The 17,917-nt window shown below is 67.9% G+C and carries 14 protein-coding genes; 10 read left to right on the forward strand and 4 right to left on the reverse strand.

Annotated elements, in window-relative coordinates; all coding sequences use genetic code 11:
• The first annotated feature begins 1,014 nt into the window (after positions 1 to 1,014).
• The 5 genes from katG to ABD140_RS36570 all read left to right on the forward strand — a co-directional run bounded on the left by katG (position 1,015) and on the right by ABD140_RS36570 (position 6,848).
• Complete coding sequence (gene katG / locus ABD140_RS36550) at positions 1,015 to 3,204, forward strand: catalase/peroxidase HPI (protein WP_344246989.1); 2,190 nt, start codon at positions 1,015 to 1,017, stop codon at positions 3,202 to 3,204.
• Positions 3,205 to 3,538: 334 nt separating this feature from the next.
• Positions 3,539 to 3,814 (forward strand): hypothetical protein, encoded by a 276-nt coding sequence (locus tag ABD140_RS36555; protein WP_344246991.1) that lies wholly within the window; start codon positions 3,539 to 3,541, stop codon positions 3,812 to 3,814.
• Positions 3,815 to 3,827: 13 nt separating this feature from the next.
• Entirely contained in the window at positions 3,828 to 4,451 is a 624-nt protein-coding gene (locus tag ABD140_RS36560) for a hypothetical protein (RefSeq protein WP_344246993.1), read from the forward strand.
• Complete coding sequence (locus tag ABD140_RS36565) at positions 4,448 to 5,476, forward strand: hypothetical protein (RefSeq protein ID WP_344246995.1); 1,029 nt, start codon at positions 4,448 to 4,450, stop codon at positions 5,474 to 5,476. The genes ABD140_RS36560 and ABD140_RS36565 overlap by 4 nt, the downstream gene beginning before the upstream one ends.
• Positions 5,477 to 5,990: 514 nt before the next feature.
• Positions 5,991 to 6,848, forward strand: coding sequence for a helix-turn-helix transcriptional regulator (locus tag ABD140_RS36570; protein ID WP_344246997.1), 858 nt, complete (start codon positions 5,991 to 5,993; stop codon positions 6,846 to 6,848).
• 15 nt (positions 6,849 to 6,863) lie between these two features.
• Here the strand turns inward: ABD140_RS36570 and ABD140_RS36575 are convergent, their stop codons facing one another.
• Positions 6,864 to 8,513, reverse strand: a complete 1,650-nt coding sequence (locus ABD140_RS36575) for an AMP-binding protein (protein ID WP_344246999.1) — start codon at positions 8,511 to 8,513, stop codon at positions 6,864 to 6,866.
• A gap of 1,547 nt (positions 8,514 to 10,060) precedes the next feature.
• Here ABD140_RS36575 and ABD140_RS36580 point away from each other — a divergent pair.
• From ABD140_RS36580 to ABD140_RS36595, 4 genes are all read left to right on the forward strand, one after another.
• Positions 10,061 to 10,459, forward strand: coding sequence for a hypothetical protein (locus tag ABD140_RS36580; RefSeq protein WP_344247001.1), 399 nt, complete (start codon positions 10,061 to 10,063; stop codon positions 10,457 to 10,459).
• A 32-nt stretch (positions 10,460 to 10,491) separates the two neighbouring features.
• On the forward strand, positions 10,492 to 11,064 hold the full coding sequence (locus tag ABD140_RS36585) for a DUF6036 family nucleotidyltransferase (protein ID WP_344247003.1): 573 nt from the start codon (positions 10,492 to 10,494) through the stop codon (positions 11,062 to 11,064).
• A gap of 473 nt (positions 11,065 to 11,537) precedes the next feature.
• Positions 11,538 to 12,008, forward strand: a complete 471-nt coding sequence (locus ABD140_RS36590; RefSeq protein WP_425544193.1) for a CbrC family protein — start codon at positions 11,538 to 11,540, stop codon at positions 12,006 to 12,008.
• Positions 12,009 to 12,295: 287 nt separating this feature from the next.
• The gene (locus tag ABD140_RS36595) at positions 12,296 to 13,540 is read left to right on the forward strand and encodes a hypothetical protein (protein WP_344247005.1); all 1,245 of its coding nucleotides are present in this window, start codon (positions 12,296 to 12,298) and stop codon (positions 13,538 to 13,540) included.
• Positions 13,541 to 13,861: 321 nt separating this feature from the next.
• Here the strand turns inward: ABD140_RS36595 and ABD140_RS36600 are convergent, their stop codons facing one another.
• Positions 13,862 to 14,509: a hypothetical protein gene (locus ABD140_RS36600; RefSeq protein ID WP_344247007.1), complete on the reverse strand. Its 648-nt coding sequence runs from the start codon at positions 14,507 to 14,509 to the stop codon at positions 13,862 to 13,864.
• Positions 14,506 to 14,943, reverse strand: a complete 438-nt coding sequence (locus tag ABD140_RS36605) for a hypothetical protein (RefSeq protein WP_344247009.1) — start codon at positions 14,941 to 14,943, stop codon at positions 14,506 to 14,508. The genes ABD140_RS36600 and ABD140_RS36605 overlap by 4 nt, the downstream gene beginning before the upstream one ends.
• 269 nt (positions 14,944 to 15,212) lie before the next feature.
• Here ABD140_RS36605 and ABD140_RS36610 point away from each other — a divergent pair, with 269 nt between their 5' ends.
• Complete coding sequence (locus ABD140_RS36610; RefSeq protein WP_344247011.1) at positions 15,213 to 15,461, forward strand: hypothetical protein; 249 nt, start codon at positions 15,213 to 15,215, stop codon at positions 15,459 to 15,461.
• A 6-nt stretch (positions 15,462 to 15,467) separates the two neighbouring features.
• Here the strand turns inward: ABD140_RS36610 and ABD140_RS36615 are convergent.
• Positions 15,468 to 17,917 (reverse strand): ATP-binding protein (locus ABD140_RS36615; RefSeq protein WP_344247013.1); only part of this gene is annotated, 2,450 nt, incomplete at its 5' end.

The following is a 17,917-nucleotide window of genomic DNA, read 5'->3' on the forward strand; positions in this document are numbered from 1 at the left end:
CATGCCACTCGGGCTTGCTCGTTAGCCGACCGCGTCACGCCGCAGCGATCCCGAGCGGGCGCGGAGGTGCGCGGCAACGGCGAAGAACAGAACTCAGCAGGCGGCGGACGACTGGACCGAGTAGATCGCTCGGGCCGTCTACGGGGCGTGCAGTAGATCAACCATGTGACCGTCGGCCCTCCGTGACTACCGTATCCCGGAACTGTCTACTCCATCATCGGTAACCTCTCCGCGGCCTTGCGCGGGCTGGGACAGACCCTCGATCAGTGTGACCGCTTCCTCGGCAGCGAGCTGGGCGCGGGGCGGTGCGGTCGAGGTCCGGAGGCGGAGTCGGTCAGGGTTCGAAGCGGTGTCCGAGCTCGCGATGCCGCCAGGCGACCATATCCAAGCAGTTGTACAGGCCCGGCTTCGGCTCGGGCAGCGTCAGGGCGAACAGCCGGTGTTTCCTGGGGAAGGCGATTGGTCCGTCGGCTCGTAGCGCTCCGGACCTGTGAGCTGCCGACGGAGCACGGTGTTCTCATGTCGACAGGACAGCAGGACGAGAAATTCGGCGTCTTTGGCCGCCTGTCGGTGCAGGGGCACAGTCGGGACGGAGAGCAGCTTCCTCGTCACCTGATAGACCAGCCAGACAATCACCAACGGCACCGTCTCAGGCAGCCCAGGGCGTCACCGGACCCCTGCGGGCTGCGGCGATGCATAACCGAACAAGGCGCGGTGGGAGCCGCACAGAGCTGCAGCGTGTTCACTGCATGTGCTCATGGCAATGGGATCTGTGATGCTCGACCATGTGGACTCCGGAACAGGATCGATCACCAGTGTCGTGCGTGAAGAAGGGTTCTCGTCGGCCGCCGGTCCTGCCTTCACTGCCGCGAGTTCGGTCGGGCGTTTCCAGCCTGCGGGTGCCGTGGCGCGCCACGAGTGCGGGTCGCAGCGACACCGGCAAGGCGACCGGCGACCAACGTCAAGAGCAAGCAGCCAGCAGAAGGAAACACCGAGAGAGAAAGAAGGACGGACGTGTCCCGCAGTGAAAGCGAGAACCCGGTCATTCCCTCCCCGGACGTCACGCCGACGCGCCCCAGGACGAACCGGGACTGGTGGCCGAATCAGCTGGACCTTCAGGTTCTCCATCAGCACCGTCCCCGGTCCAGTCCGCTGGGCGAGGACTTCGACTACGCCGAAGAGTTCGCCACGCTCGACCTCGACGCGCTGAGACAGGACATCTTCGATCTGATGACGGCGTCGCAGGACTGGTGGCCTGCCGACTACGGCCACTACGGGCCGCTCTTCATCCGGATGAGCTGGCATGCCGCGGGGACGTACCGTATCGAGGACGGCCGAGGCGGCGGCGGCACGGGCGCTCAGCGATTCGCCCCCCTCAACAGTTGGCCGGACAACGCGAGCCTCGACAAGGCGCGCCGTTTGCTCTGGCCGGTCAAGCAGAAGTACGGCCGGAAAATCTCCTGGGCCGACCTTCTGATCTTCACCGGCAACTGCGCCATGGAATCGATGGGGTTCAAGACCTTCGGGTTCGGCTTCGGGCGAGAAGACATCTGGGAGCCCGAGGAGATCTTCTGGGGACCCGAGGACACCTGGCTCGGAGACGAGCGTTACAGCGGCGACAGGGAGCTCACCGGGACTCTGGCCTCCGTGCAGATGGGACTGATCTACGTCAATCCGGAAGGGCCCAACGGCAACCCGGATCCGGTGGCCGCCGCCAGGGATATTCGCGAGACGTTCGGGCGCATGGCGATGAACGATGAGGAGACGCTTGCGCTCATCGTCGGCGGCCATACCTTCGGCAAGTGCCACGGTGCGGTCGATCCCGAGTACATCGGCCCGGAGCCCGAGGCCGGCCCGCTGGAGCAGCAGGGTCTCGGCTGGAAGAACTCGTACGGCAGCGGCAAGGGAGGCGACGCGCTCACCAGCGGGCTTGAAGGCGCATGGACTTACGAGCCGACGAAGTGGGACAACGGCTTCCTGGACAACCTGTTCAAGTACGACTGGGAGCTGACGACGAGCCCCGCCGGCGCCAAGCAGTGGACTCCCACGGATCCGGCGGCCAAGAACACTGTGCCTGATGCTCATGATCCGTCGAAGAGGCACGCTCCCATCATGCTGACGACGGACCTCGCGCTGAAGGTCGATCCGATCTATGCGCCGATCGCGAAGCGCTTCCACGAGAACCCGGACGAGCTCGCGGTGGCGTTCGGCAAGGCGTGGTACAAGCTGCTGCACCGCGACATGGGGCCCCTCTCCCGTTACCTCGGCCCGTGGGTTCCCGAGGCCCAGCTGTGGCAGGATCCCGTCCCCGACGTCGATCACGAGCTGGTCGCGGACGAGGACGTCGCCGCTCTCAAGGCCAGGATCCTCGCCTCGGGATCGTCCGTCTCTCAGCTGGCCACCACCGCCTGGGCGGCGGCGGCGAGCTTCCGCGGCACCGACAAGCGCGGTGGGGCCAACGGAGCAAGGATTCGGCTCGAGCCGCAACGGAGCTGGGAGGTCAACGACCTGCCCGAGGTGACCGAGGTGGTGCGGACTCTCGAGCAGATCCGGCAGGACTTCAACGGCTCGCAGGCTGGCGGAACGAAGGTCTCGCTCGCGGATTTGATCGTCTTGGGCGGGTGCGCGGCCGTCGAGCAAGCCGCGAAGAACGCCGGGTACGACATCACGGTCCCGTTCGCACCGGGACGCACGGACGCCTCGCAGGAGCAGACCGATGTGGACTCGTTCGCCGTGCTCGAACCCAAAGCGGACGGGTTCCGCAATTACCTCCGAGCGGGAGAGAAACTGTCGCCGGAGACCCTCCTGCTGGACCGCGCCAACCTGCTGATGCTCACCGCTCCCGAGATGACGGTTCTGATCGGCGGTATGCGGGTTCTGAACACCGGCTTCCAGCAGTCCCCGCACGGCGTCTTCACCCACCGGCCAGAGACACTGACCAACGACTTCTTCGTCAACCTGCTCGACATGGGCACGGAGTGGAAGGCATCGGCCTCTGATGACAATGTGTTCGACGGCCGGGATCGCGCCACGGGCGAGATCAAGTGGACCGCCACCGCCGTCGATCTCGTCTTCGGTTCGCACTCCCAGCTCCGAGCCATCGCGGAGGTCTACGCGTACCAGGACGCGGGGGAGAAGTTCGTGCGTGACTTCGTGGCGGCGTGGGACAAGGTGATGAACCTCGATCGGTTCGATCTTGTTTGAGCAGAGAACATGACTTATGTACTGATTCGGGAGAGCTTCTTATAGCAGATCAAAGCGGCTGCGATGGTGAGGAAGGCGACGGACAGGTGGCGGTGGCGCTCGTAGCGCACGGCCAAGCGGTGGTGGCCCGGCAACCAGGAGGACGGGTCGGCTGAGCGGCGAGGTGCCCGCGCGGAGCACGGGTCCTTTTCCGCTCGGCCTCCCGAGGCTTCCCCAGGCAGAGCGGAGGGGGGTCACCAAGGGCCGGATCTCCGCCTACGCGCGTCTTAATCCGGGTGAATCGGCCATGATGGAACATCCCGACAACAGGCTTCCTCATCCTTCGGGAGCGTGTATGACCGCCTCGCCCATCCCCGCTCGCGCGGCTTCCTGCCAAGTCATTGCAGGATCGGCCATTCTGCACATCACGCTTCGGCACCGTCGGGAAGCTGTGTTGTTCGGTCAGGTCGACGACGGGGCCTTGGCGACGCGTTGCATCATCGAGGCGCGCTGCTGGGTCTGTGGACAGCCGCACGCGGATAAGGTCGTGATCTTCGCCCGGCCTTTCGACATGGCTCAGGAATTTGGGCCCGCGAGGAGGATCGAAACGGATTCGGCGGTAGCGGGCTGAGGCTGGCGGTTCGGTGACGAAGCCGGGGTATGAGCAGCAATGGAACGGCCGCGGCTATGGGCTGTGCTCCGCGGCGGTGGCGGCCGAGGACGGCGGCGCGTTTGTCGTCGTCGACGGGTCGGCGACCGCCGACCTTGCCTTGGTGCGGCCGACGTTCTCGCGGCGCCGATCGGCGTCGGCAGGAACTGAGGGGGCGATCCACTTCTTCTTCGCGGTGCACCAGGTGAGCCAGGAGGAGTCAGAGGAGACCGGCCGGGCGGCGTTGGAACATCTCCTTGATGAGGTGCTCAGGACTGGTGGCCCGCTGCCGGGCGAATGGCTTGGGCCGTTCGACCCAGAGGTAGCGGCGTACCGGCTCGCGACGAAAGCGCACCCCGGACGAGAAGTGCCCGGCCGGCTGAACCTGGAGATCCACGTTGGGATCGCCTCCATCGCCGAGTCGGTCTTCGAGGCTGACCCAGACGGTGAACACGGGATCTGGGGTTGTGACCTCCTGGCGACGATCACGCTGAGCGGCGGTGTCCCGGACTGGGCGCTGGTCCATCGGATCTGGGCGGCGCCGGCCAAGCTCTGGGCGGCGGTCGCGTGGGATGAGATGCCGGGCTTCGCGATCGGCGTGGGCGGGCCGGAGGCATGAGCACGCTGGAGTTCGCGATCGACGTCGTGGTGCGGGGAGCGGTCTTGGGCGCCGACCACACCAGCAGCCCCGAAGACGTCGACCGGATCCTCGGCGCCACCCCGGCGGTGAACCGGAGCAAGGGGCAGATGTGGCGCGACCACGGCCTGGTCGACTTCTTCTGGGAGCGCGGCCCCGGCCGGACGACGTGGCGGGGCACCCATTTCACCGTGCAGCTGCACCGGTTGCGCTCTGCCGGACCCGAGGTCGCAGCCGTGCCGATCCGGGAGCGCTACGGCCCGCTCCAGGCTTCCCTCCGCTTCGCCGACCTGCAAGCGGCCCTGACGGACCTCGGCGTCGACTTGGCCGAGTTGCCGAGCACGGGCGAGGGATATCAGGAGTACTGGCAGCCGGACTCCGCCGTCCACATCCTCGTCGCCGACGGCGAAGTGGACCACATCATCGCCCCGTTGCGCGCCGAGGCCGTGGCGAGCATGTCCCGGGGCTTCCCCATCGACCGGCAGCGCGTCAGGCACCTGCTTCAGGCGTCCGAGCAGCAGCGCCTGGCATGGATCAGCCGCCACCAGCCGAGCTCGCAGGACGCGGCCAACTGGTGGCTTCGGCTGTTCCTCCAGATCGAGCACGCGATCCACAGCCGGGCCGATCAACGCCTCGACGCCGCGCACCTCTACCTGTGGGCTATCCGTCGTGCCCAGGAGCAAGGTGCCTTTTCGCCCGAGGAGACGGCCATCCGTATCGCTGCCTTCACCTCGTCTCTCCGCTCCCGCGGTTATACCTCCGCTCTCACCGAAGTCCTGCCGACCGCGGACCAGGTCGTCCGCGACTGCATCGACGCCCTCCCGATCACTCTCGACCAAGCACGGACACCTTGCGTCCTCAGCGCCGAGAACCTCCCGGCGATGCGGACTTCACGTCGGGCCAAGAACCTGATCAACGCTGCCGCCCACCACCTGCCCGACCTCCACGACCAGGCCCTCATCGAACAGCTCCGAGCCTGGATCGCAGTGAAGCCCGACCTCGTCTGACCTCCTGAGGGGCGGATCCGTTCGGCCAAGCACTCCCGGTGGACGATGACGGTGTGGCTGCCCGGTCCGTCGTTGCTGCGCACGTCCAGGACCAAGCCGTCTCCGCCCGAGCTTGGCACTGCAACGGCAGGTCGACAAGATCGTTTGTGAAGTCGCTGGTCACAGGCTCGAGCACAGCGCCGAAATTCAGATACCGGTGGACATCACCGCTGGTCGGAGCCTTGGCGTGTTCGATGCGCGATGTCGATACCGGGGTGAGGGGAATCGAGGAGCTTTCCTTCGGTGGGCTCAGCCGGCTCTTCGTGGCATCAGTCGGGTGATGGCTCAGGTCGTTGTGGGCGGCTTGGGCAAGACCTCGCCCACTCCCGTACGTGAGAGTGCGTCGAGGACTTGCCCAGCGCATCCAGTCCGTTGGCCGGCAAGCAGCGAACTCGGCCCCGCACGCGCGGGGAGAACACAATATGGGTAGGGCTGCTGAGCGCAGGCGGCCTGTGGACGACCTGGGAGTGTGCTCATGGGTGTCGGGTCGGCGAGGCGGGAAGACGAGAGGCCGGTGGTCAAGGCCGCGTTGGGGCGGCTGCGCCAGGTGACCGGAGTTCCGGTGGCGTTCGGAGGCGGCGTGGAAGGCCGGACCGGGGCGGTGCGGTTCCGGCTCTCCGAGCTCGCGGGAGCCTCGACGAACGCGCTGCGGGGGCTGCTGATCGAGCCCCAAGCCGGGCTGGGGGGCAAGGCGGCCTCGTTGGGCCGGGTGCTGGCGGTGCAGGACTACTGCGCCTCCCGGAGCATCAGCCATGACTATGACGTGGCGGTTCGGTCCGAGGGCCTGCGTGCGGTGGCGGCGGTGCCGGTCGTGGTCCGGGGGACGGCGCGGGCCGTGCTTTACGCGGCCTTGCGCGACGCGGTGAACATAGGGGATGACGTGCTGCGCGGGTTGGTCGACGCGGCGCGGTGGATGGAGCAGGAACTCGTGGTCTCCGACGAAGTGGATCGGCGGATCGCGCTGATGGAAGGGATCGCGGACGCGGACGAGCGCCCGTCGACCGCGGAGTGGGAGGCGGTCCGGCTGGCGCATGCGGAACTGCGGCTGCTGGCACTGCGGGCCGACTCGCCTGCGCTGCGTGCGGAGCTGCTGGGGATATCGGAGCTGCTCTCGCCGGAGCGCTCGGCTGAAGCATCGGTACGGCTGACGCCCCGGGAGGTGGACGTGCTGAGCTGCGCGGCGCTGGGGTGCGGCAACGCGGAGATCGCCCGGCGTCTGGGGGTGGGAGCGGAGACCGTGAAGAGCTATCTCCGGTCGGCCATGGTCAAGCTCGGCGCGCACAGCCGGGCGGAGGCGGTGATGGCCGCCCGGCTGGCGGGACAACTGCCGTAGCTCAAGGTCCGCCGGTCAGGCGTGTTCGCTGGACGCGACGGTGTGGAGGCCGAGGAGTTCGATGGACTCCTCGCGCATCTGGACCTTGCGGATCTTGCCGGTGACGGTCATGGGGAACTCCTCGACGATGCGCACGTATCGGGGGATCTTGTAGTGGGCGAGGCGGCCGGTGCAGTGGTCGCGCAGCTGCTCGGCCGTGAGGCCGGCGGCGCCGGGACGGAGCCGGATCCAGGCCATGAGCTCCTCGCCGTACTTCTCATCGGGGACGCCGATGACCTGGGCGTCGAGGACGTCGGGATGGGTGTAGAGGAACTCCTCGATCTCGCGCGGGTAGATGTTCTCGCCGCCGCGGATGACCATGTCCTTGATGCGGCCGGTGACGTTGAGATAGCCGTGCTCGTCCATGACGGCGAGGTCGCCGGTGTGCATCCAGCGGGCGGTGTCGACGGCCTCGGCGGTCTTCTCGGGCTCGTTCCAGTATCCGAGCATGACCGAGTAGCCGCGGGTGCACAGCTCACCGGGGACGCCTCGAGGCAGCGTCACGCCGGTCGCCGGATCGGTGATCTTCACCTCGAGGTGCGGGTGGACGCGTCCGATGGTCGACACCCGCCGTTCGAGTGAGTCGCCGACGGAGGTCTGGGTCGAGACGGGTGAGGTCTCGGTCATGCCGTAGCAGATCGACACCTCCCGCATGCCCATCCTCTCGATGACCTGCTTCATCACCTCGACCGGGCAGGGCGACCCGGCCATGATCCCGGTGCGGAGGCCGGACAGGTCGTGGTCGTCGAAGGACGGGTCGTTGAGCTCGGCGATGAACATGGTCGGCACCCCGTACAACGACGTGCACCGCTCCTGCGCCACCGCGCGCAGCGTGGCGGAGGGGTCGAAGGCGGGGGCGGGGACGACCATGCAGGCGCCGTGGCTGGTCGCGGCGAGGTTGCCCATCACCATGCCGAAGCAGTGGTAGAAGGGCACGGGGATGCAGATCCGGTCGGCTTCGGTGTAACCACACATCTCGCCCACGAAGAATCCGTTGTTCAGGATGTTGTGGTGGGACAGGGTCGCGCCCTTGGGAAAGCCCGTGGTGCCCGAGGTGTACTGGATGTTGATCGGGTCGTCGGCGGACAGCGATTCCCCGGCCTGGGCGAGCCGCGCGGCGTCGGCGCGCCGGCCGCGGGCCACCAGGGCGTCCCACGACTCCTCCCCGATGAGGACGACGTCCCGCAGCTCCGGGCAGCGCGGACGGACTTCAGCGATCATGCCCGTGTAGTCGGACGTCTTGAAGCCCGGCGTGGCGATGAGCGTCCTGATCCCGGCCTGCTGGAGCACGAATTCCAGCTCGTGCAGGCGGTAGGCGGGGTTGACGTTGACGAGGATCGCGCCGATCTTGGCCGTGGCGTACTGGACGAAGACCCATTCGGCCCGGTTCGGCGACCAGATTCCCACCCGGTCCCCTTGCCCGACACCCGACTCCAGCAGCCCGAGCGCCACCGCGTCCACTTCCGCGGCCAGTTCCCCGTAGGTCCAGCGCCGTCCCGCTGCGCAGTCGACGAGCGCCTCCCGGTCGGGGTGGGCGGCGGCCGTCCGGTCGAAGTTCACCCCGATCGTGTCCCCTAGCAGCGGCGCCGATGAGACTCCGGAACTGTAGCTCGGCAGTGCGGTCATGCCGCGTCACCTTCCTTCTGGTCGCCTTGATGGGAAAGCTCCCGGCAGCGCGTCGGTCCGCAGGACCCATGGCCGTGCCGGGATCGGCCGGCGGAGGCTCGGTCTCGAAGATAGGAGCCGGATGTGACCTGCGCCACCCCCATTCGGGGGTGGAATCCTGGCGGCGCCTCTCGGGAGGGGCAGGCCGCCGCAGTCGGAGAGCGAAGCCTCGTGGCGCTGATCTCGCTTCCGAATGGACGGGTGCGGCGAAGAGAAATCCCCCCGTTCGGGTGTGCCGGTGACGGGATCCTTTCTGGAAAAGCCCGGAGGCACGCCGCCAGCCCACCCTCGGTAGAGGAGGTGCTCCATGCCCGACGTGACGGTCGAACACAACGTTCCTGTCCGCGCCGATCGCCGAGGCCGAGCATCACGGTCACGCTCGCCGACCCCGAAACAGCGGTCCATCTGAGCCGCGCCGTCGGCACCCTCTGCTGCGCATCGACCGCCTCTACCTCGACACCGCGGGCACTCCCGTCGAACCGGCCATCAGCTGGTTCCTGCCGGAGCCGTACTCCTACCGCACCCACCTGCGCCACAGCGTGACCTGACCTGGCACCGAGGGCAGACGCGCTCACGCTCTCGCGGCGCCACCGGTCAGGAGTAATAGCGGCTGACCGCCTCGGCCACGCAGGCGGGCTTGGCACCTCCTTCGATCTCGATCATCGTGCGGGTGGCGAACTGGACGGCGCCTTCGCCGATCGTGTCGAGTTCGATTGGGCGGGGAAGCAGACCTTGTCCAGACCGCAGCTGATGGGCATGCTGCGGGGCAGCTTGAGGAAGGACGAGACGAGGGACCACGTGAGATGGCCGTGGGGCGATCGGTTCGTTGAACGGTCCCGAGGCCGACCGGTGGTTCCCGGCCTGCAGATGGGGGTCTCGTGGTTGCCCGGAGAAGATTCAGGGCGCCCTCTTCAAGGATCTTGTCGGTCTCGTTCTCCGGCACGTTCGCGAGCAGCTTCTCCAGGATGGTCCGGCCGGGCGGTCAGCAGGTCGAACAGGCACCCACCACAGTGGGACGGCACTGGCCCAGCGGCGTGGACGAACACGGGGCGCTCGCCGCTCTGACGACGCCGCGCCCAAGGGCCACCTGGAGTTCCCGAATGAGTCGGTAGGAGTTGCGGCCGAGCTTCGATAGCCGTGCTCAAGATCGCGATCGCAGGGCGCGGCGAAGACGTCCATAGCGGGATCTCCCGCTCCGATCAGGACGGGGAGTGCACTGAGATCATCTTCAGACAGGCCTGCACCTGGGCTGGTGCCGTCCGATCGATAAGACGCACGAGATCGGCCTTGGACAACGCCGCGTGCTCTACCCACCACTGGGCGCCTGGCCTGAGCACGGCCGTCTCGCCGGGTTGTCGAGCTTGTGGTGGCCTTGGCGTTGCTTCGGCTGGCCGGTGCCGATATGGCGGGCGATCCGGGTGCATCCGACGGTTCTTCTGCTTTGTTCACGTAGCCTGCTGCGTATCTTGGTGATGTTGGGTGGTAATGCCCGTGGGTATGCTTCGGCTATGTCGGATGGGCTGCTGGTGGACGCGGATCATGAGGCTGTCGAGCGCTTCGTGAACGCCGCGCGGCGGCGGCTGTCCAGAGAGGCTGAGCGGTCGCTGTGGTTGAACCGCGCTGTCGTCTCGGCTCTGGAATCCGATCCCGATCGTGTGCTGGCCATCGCTCGTCGCAACCTTCAGCGCATGCGGGACGGGCAGGGCTGGGGTCGCAATCCCTGGCTGGTTCGATGGTCGATCATTCTCGACGCCGGAGTCGATGCGGTGATCGAGGTACTCCTGTCGCGTGATCCCGAGGCGGTTGAGCTGCGGCAGAACGCGCCGTTCGCCGGGGTGCTCGAGCAGGAGCATCGCGAGCGTCTTCTTGAGGAGTTCCGAAGGCACTGGGCTCGCGCGAACGGCTGATCAGTCGGGTCGGTGGAGGCTAGTGTCAGGGCGTGAAGCGCAGGGAACTGGATGAACTCCTCACATTGATCGGCAGCAGGCTCGGCGGCGAGATCCTGGTGATCGGCAGCCAGGCCATCCTCGCAGCAGTACCGGAGGCGAGGCTGCCCGCAGAGGCGACGGCGTCGATCGAGGTGGATGTGACCTTCCTCGACGGGGACGAAGAGAAGTCGGACATCGTCGACGGAGCGCTCGGCGAATACTCGCGCTACCACGAAGAACACGACGTCTACGCCCAAGGCGTTGGCCTGGAGACGGCCAAGCTCCCTGCCGGCTGGAGAGACAGGCTTGTTCGGTTCGAAGGATTGCCCGATGACGTTCTTGCCTTCGCCCCGGATCCGCATGATCTCGCCGTGGCCAAGGCTGTCGCCGGCCGGGAGAAGGACACGGTCTACGTCTTGTCCTTGATCAAGTCAGGCATTCTGGATGTCGCCCTCCTCCTCGAGCGTCTCCAGCAGATGCCGGCCGAGGTACCTTCCGAAATGATCGACATGGTGAGCGGTTATCTGGTCGATTTGCGTTCGGCCACCAATGAACCAACCGAGCGAAGTCCATATGGATCCTGAGCCCGGAACACTGAGCCCGATGGCTGCGGACGGTGGTCTCCGTCCGCAGCCATCGGGGTGGTTAGCGGTTGATCCAGTAGGGGATGAGGGCGGCGCCGAGGGCGCCGGAGGTACCGCGGGTGAAAGCCAGGAGTGCGATCCGGCCGAGTTGGCCGGATGCCCAGACGGCCTGCTCGCCGAGCTGAACGGCATTAATCCTTCGGAGGAATCAAACCGTGCATGAGTTTCCGTTGTTCGGCGCTTCCATTGCCACCGCTAGTGGGTATATCCCCGCTGGGACCTGCTCGCTGTGTGGGCGCTCGGGCTCAGACCGCCTGAGGCTCGGCACCGGAACGGATGTCATTCACACCTGCGGTGGCTGCAAGCGTGAGTTCGCAGTTCCCGCGAATAAGCACGAAGGCGTCAGTGTGAAATGTCCCGGTTGTGCGGCGGCTGCGCCGATCCGGCCGCTCGGCGATCGACCCGCGACATGTGTGCCCTGCCTGCGAAACGGTAGGGCAGCGTTCACCAAGGACACCGAGTACGGGATGGTCCGCTGGGAAGGCGCGATCCACGGAGTCACCCACGGCGCGCCCGGACTCAGGGCCGCCGGACCGGGACTTGCGTTGACCGACCCGAACGGCGAAGGGTGGGTCGGCGTGATGATCCCGACAACCGTCCTGCTCGAACTGGTGCGGACCCCGACATACGTGACCTGGCAGGGCGACCAGTGGCTCTTCTGCTGCGCGGCGGCGATGGTCTACATCGGCGAATGGAGTCAGGCCGAGTTCATCTCCCGCGCCCCATCCGATCCGCAGGCCTGCTTTCTGGAAGTCGTCGAGGGCGCCGAGCCGTGGATGTGGGGCCGCGTTCCGAAACAGATCCAGCCGAACTCGGAGTGGGGCTTCTACATCTTTACCTGCTACACCTGCGGCCGCGTCCGCGGCCACTTCGACATGACGTAGGAGCCTGCCAGTCAGCACCTCAAGCAGCACCACCAGCGCAAGGTGCGAGCGCCGGCACCTTCTGGGACGGCTTCTACTCTTAGCTAACGATCACACAACGCCGCGCACAGGAGTTCGAGAATCTGCGCAACCGACTTCGGAAATCGACGCACCGATTGTCGGTGTGGCGGTGACCAACGAGTTGGTGGGGCTCGTTGAACGGGGTGTGATGAAAACCGGCGCACCGTTGGCCCGGGTGAGAGACTTCGACCACCCCCATGCGCGAAGAGTCACTCTAGGAGCCGGCGATGGACAGCGAGATTCAGTGGATCAGCGACGACGAGGGCCTGTTGCTCACCGGGGATTCGGTCGCTGTCAAGAAACTCCTCCTCTCAGAGGGCCTGTGGTCGTCGTCGTTGGACCTTACCCAGCGGCTCAAACCCTTCCTTGGAATCGGCACCACAGCAGCGCAGGCGGCCTCCGAGATCGCCGCCAACTCGAGCCTCTGGGTGAAGCTGACCAGAGAATCGGCGCACCTGGCCAAGAAACACGGGCTGAGGGAGTCCTCGAAGACCGGAAACCTCACCGGCGTGGTCCGGGGGGAGGCGGGCGGCCAAATCAGGACGTTCGTCGAATTCGCAAAGGGACCCGGATCGCCGCTGAACCCGGCGATGCTCTCCGGTGTCGCGGGCATCATGGCGCAGACGGCGCTGCAGCAGTCCCTGGCCGAGATCACCGCCTACCTCGCCAGGATCGACGCGAAGGTCGACGACATACTGCGCAAGCTTGATGACACCGTGCGGAAGGACATGATCGGAGCAGGCTTCCAGATCCAGCGGGCCAAGACCATGCAAAAGCACGAGGGCCGGGTCACCGATGACTCGTGGTCGGAGGTGCAGAACGCGTCGGGGAAGATCGCGGACGTTCAGGGATACGCGTTGCTTCAACTGCAGGAGATCGCAAGGAAGACAGGGGAACAGACCAAGATCGGCGACCTCGCCGAGACGGCCGGGAAGGCAGAGGGCGAAGTCCAGGAGTGGCTCGCGATCCTGGCCCGCGGTCTCCAACTGCAGGTCGAGTTCGACCTGCTCGGCCTTGACCGGGCGCTGTACTCCTCTCCGGAGGACTTGGACGCGCGTCGTCGGGGGCTGCGGGCCGACCGGCAGAACCGGTTGGAGTCCATCTCACGGAACACCGAGTCCCTCTTGGCCTGCATGGATGCGGCTGCCCACAGGGCCAACACGAAGCTGCTATGGAACCCGACCACATCCCCGGCTGTGGTGCGTTCGAGAAACCATGTCGCGACCAGCGTCCATGATTTCCACGAGCTGCTCGGGATCGAATCCGAACACCAGCCCTTGGAGGCGAGAGGGTGGATGGACGCGGCAGCGGAGGCTGGGAACAAAGCGCTCGAGAAAGCGGGGTCCGCGGCGGCCGGCATCGCCTCTTCGAGCAAGACGTTGGAGAAGGCGGGCCCCGCAGCGGTCGGCATCGCCGCCGTGAGCACCACGATCGTCCTCAGGGTCTTGCAGAACCGGGGGGAGAAGGGCTGAATCAGGGCTCCGGTCGTCAGCCGCGTGGGCTTCCTGTCGTGCCGCCCCGGTAAGCCTGTGCAGGTCTCACCTGAGCCGTTCCCTCAGGCCGGCGGCCTTCGCCTGCAGTCCTTCCGATGCTCTCGATCGGTAAAACTTCAAGGCCGGGCCGGATGCCCAGAGCTTCCGGCAGCGAGGGACATACGGTTGGCTCCGATCTGGCGCGGGCGTGCTTCGCTCGGGCACCCGCAGGCCGGTGAACGTCGGCCTCTGGCTCGGAGGTCGAGTGATGAAGACGGCCACACGCTCCGTTCACAGGTTCGTGGGGGTCTCCGAGCCATCTCACCAGTCGGTGAGGTCGACCACGCGGGAGCAGTGCGGGTCGGTGTCGTCCTGCGTTCTGCGTTCCTCCTCGGTGATCAAGGATGGCGCCGCCGCCAGCAGGGCGGTGGCGGGGGTGGACGGCCGTAGGTCGACTGCGGTCACGCCGGGAACGTCCTCGGAAGTGAGGTAGAGGCGCAGGCGGTTTGGATCCCGGTACAAAAAGCCGCACAGGCGCGGGTCCGGCGTTTTCTCGGAGTAAGGGAACGTCAGGGAGCGCAGGATGGTCAGTGTCCGGTCGACAGGGGACGGGTCCGCCGGTTTCACGGTCGACGGGTCGACGCGGATGGTCCTGACCCCCATCACGGTGTCGACCTGGCCGCTGGAGACGATCTGAACCGTGGACAGTAGCCTGCGCAGCAGGCCGACGATGTCCTCCACCGTCAAGTAGTCCTCGCCCGCACGCAGGGGTATCTCGTGGGCTATCACGCTGTCGGGGTCCTGCCCGATCGGCGGGCCGACGACGACGCGCAGGGCCTCGGCCGGGGGCGGGACGGGGAGCACGCCCCGGATATGGGTGGATTCGGTGAAGGGCTCTTGGAGGTGGTAGAGCAGCAGGCTCGTGATCTCGGCCTGCTGCTTCCGGAGCTCGTCGTGCGCAGAAGTCATGGGTTCATCCAGTCAGGGCACTCGGTCATGCGGCGGCAGTAGGCCGTGACGACGCCGATCACCTGACCTTCGCCCGCATCATACTGGCGGTCTGCCGTCTTGCGCGTGTACTGGGCGATGACGACGAAGTCCACGATCTGCCTGCCTTTGTAGGCGACGCCCCAGTGCTCCAGGCGGCCCCCTTCCTTCTTGTCGACCTTGTCGCGGACGGCAGCGCTGATGATCTTGCAGGTCCGGATGTTGTGCTTGCTGGAGAAGTGGTTCCGGCCGAGCGCGGAGTTGCCGACGCGGGTGGGGATCACCCTGCCTTCCGGGTCCGTCTCCTGGCACTTGACGCTCTTGTTGAAGTAGGGCGCTGCGAGCGTGGGAGCGGCGGGAGCGAGGAAGGCTGCTGCCGCAACGATCGTCGTCGCGAGCACGGCGATCTTCATCATGCCCAGACTATGACACGTGCCATGACTTCACTGAGGTCATAGTCAAGGCGTGGCGCAGGTGAGTCGTCTCGCCGCTCGGCTCGCAGAACCCATCGGAGCATCTCCGCGCACGCGAGTATCGATGCGGAGGTCGCAGGCTTCTCCGGAGCGGGGCGGTCACCGCCGGTGAGGATCGGCGGCACTCCCTGTTCATGTGAGTGCTCAGCGCGGTCCGATTTCCGTGGCGGCGACGTAGGCGACCTGGTCCGCTCGCCGCAGCGCAGGCAGGAGTGCACCTCGTCCCGGACGCGGTTCTGGATGTGCTCACTGGTCGCTATGGCGAGTGCGGTATCCAGGTGGAAGCGAAGGTCGAAGACCTCGATCGGCTTCGCCTCGGTTCGTTCGGGGCGGCGGCCCAGCACGGTGAGGGCGGCCGCGAGATCAAGAGACGGTTCAGCATCGGGTGCCGGCTTCTTGCCGGGCGGAAGGTCGTGTTCATGGGGCACCTGGAGAACGGTCGCCCCAGTACCGCCGGCTGAGAGGCTTCAGTGGGCCGTCTGCTCGGCGAGCGTCCGCGGTTGGGCGGCCAGGGCGCGGGCCTGGTCGAAGGTCAGCTTCGCGCCGCGGGCGAACTCCGCGTCGAACAGTTGGGCGCCGAGCCCGGCGCGGGTCCGGCCGGTGATGCGGTCGAGATCGCCGCGTTCGGCGGGGGCGGGGGGAATCCCCGACGAGGCGCGGAAGGCGTCCGCGGCGCCGAGCAGGCGGGCGGCCTCGGCGTGCTCTCCGGCGGCGGCCAGGGCGCGGGCCGTGCCCTCGACGGCGCCGATCAGGTCACGTCCTCCCTCGATGAGCGCGGCGGCGGCGAGCGCGTCGAGGTGGTGGGCCAGGGCGCGCTCGGCCTGGCCGCGCTGCTCGGCGGCGAAGCCGAGTTCGACCAGGACCATCGGCAGGTGCAGCGGGGTCTCTCCGGGCTCCACCGCTTCGGCCAGGCCGCGCAGGTGGGCCTCGGCGCGGTCCAGGTCGCCGGCTTTGCGGGCGGCGAAGCCGAGGACGATCTCGATCAGGGTGCGGGTCGCGTGCACGCCCTGCTCGGAGGCGAGCCGCAGCGCCCGCTCGCAGTGCCGGCGGGCCAGGGCGTGCTCGCCGAGCTGGAGGTCGATCCAGCCGAGCCAGGCCAAGCAGCCCGCGACGTCCGGCCACAGCGCGAGCTCCTCGCCCAGGCGGAGGGCCTCGTTCTGCAGGGCCCGCGCCCGCCGGCGGTCTCCCGTCATCTCCGCCAGCCCGCTGAGCCATACGGTGGCCTGGAGCGTTCCCCAGCGGTCGCCCAGCTCCTCGAAGAGCGCGACGGCCTGCTCGCTGTCGCGTCCCAGGGCCGTGAAGTCGCCCTTGACGTGGGCGGTCTTGGCGCGGGCCAGGAGCGCGGCGGCCTCGATCCAGCGGTCGGGGCCCCCGCGGGAGGCGGCGAGCGCCCGTTCCACCATCTCCTCGCCGGCGGCCAGCTCGCCCGTGTCGATCCCGAGGTAGCCCAGGAACCACAGCGCCCGGGGGCAGCCGGGGTCGGTCCGCGGGTCGCGGTAGGCCTCCCAGGCGGTGCGGTCGCCCTCCAGCAGGGCGAACCCGGCCAGCCAGGCCCGCGCCCCGGCCTTCAGCTCCGCGGGGCCGTCATGGGTCAGCGCGGTCTCCAGTGAGCGCCTGGCCTCGGTGAGCCTGCCGCGCAGGAACCACGACCAGGCCAGGGCGTTGGCCGCGCGCAGGGCCTGCGGCCCTTCCATCGCGGTGCGCAGGTTGGCGGCCTCGGTGTCCAGGAGGTCCAGCCATCGCCGCTGCTCGGGCCCGTACAGGTGGGGTTCGGCCTGTTCGGCCAGGCGGGTGTAGTGGTCGCGGTACCGCTCGCGTACGGCCTCCAGCTCTCCGGCCTCGCGCATCCGCTCCATGCAGTAGGCGGCCACGGACTCCAGCAGCCGGTAGCGGGGGCCACGCCTCCCGTGGTCGGTCATGACGACCAGCGACCGGTCCACCAACCGCGCCAGCAGGTCCAGCATGTCGCCTTCGACCGCGCAGACCGCCTCGGCGGCCTCCAGGGTGCAGCCGTCGGCGTGCACGGCCAGCCTGCGCAGGGCGATGCGCTCCGGTTCGGTGAGCAGCTCCCAGCTCCAGTCGATCACCGCCAGCAGTGTCTGCTGGCGCGGCGGCGTCCCGCGGTTCCCGGTGGCCAGCAGCCGCAGCCGGTCGTCGAGCCGGTCGACCAGCCCGTGCACGCCCAGCGCCCGGATCCGGGTCGCGGCCAGTTCCAGCGCCAGCGGAATGCCGTCGAGGCGGCGGCACAGCACGGCGACCGGCTCGGCGGTGTCGGCGTCGAGTGCGAAGTCCCGGGCCGCGGCCGAGGCGCGCTCGACGAACAGCCGTACCGCCGCCACCCGTTCCAGCGCGGCCGGGTCGGTCGCCGCCCGGTCGGGCACGGCCAGCGGCGGCACGGCCCACACGACCTCGCCGGGCAGGCAGAGCGGTTCCCGGCTGGTGGCCAGGATCCGCAGCCCGGGGACGGCGCGCAGCAGCGTCCCGGCCAGTTCCGCCGCCGATTCGATCACGTGCTCGCAGTTGTCGAGCACCAGCAGTACGCGCCGGCCGCCGAGGGCTTCCACGAGCCGGTCGAGCGGGGCCTGGGCGCCGCTGTCGTGGACGTCCAGGGCCGCGGTCACCAGGCCGGCGAGGTCGGTCGTGCCCGCGGGCAGCGGCGCCAGTTCCACCAGCCACACGCCGTCGGGGTGGTCGCCGCCCGCGCGGGCGGCGACCTCCAGGGCCAGCCGGGTCTTGCCCACGCCGCCCGGCCCGGTGAGGGTGACCAGCCGGTCGGCGGCCAGTCGCCGGGCCGCCTCGGCGAAGGCGCCGGACCGGCCGATGAGCCTGGTGAGCGGTACCGGCAGGTTGGTGCGCGGCCGGGTGCGCGACGGTGCGGCGGGCAGATCCTGCGCCAGGATCGACTGGTGGAGCGCGG

This window comes from Actinocorallia libanotica (genome assembly GCF_039525175.1).
Classification (GTDB): Bacteria; Actinomycetota; Actinomycetes; order Streptosporangiales; family Streptosporangiaceae; genus Actinocorallia; species Actinocorallia libanotica.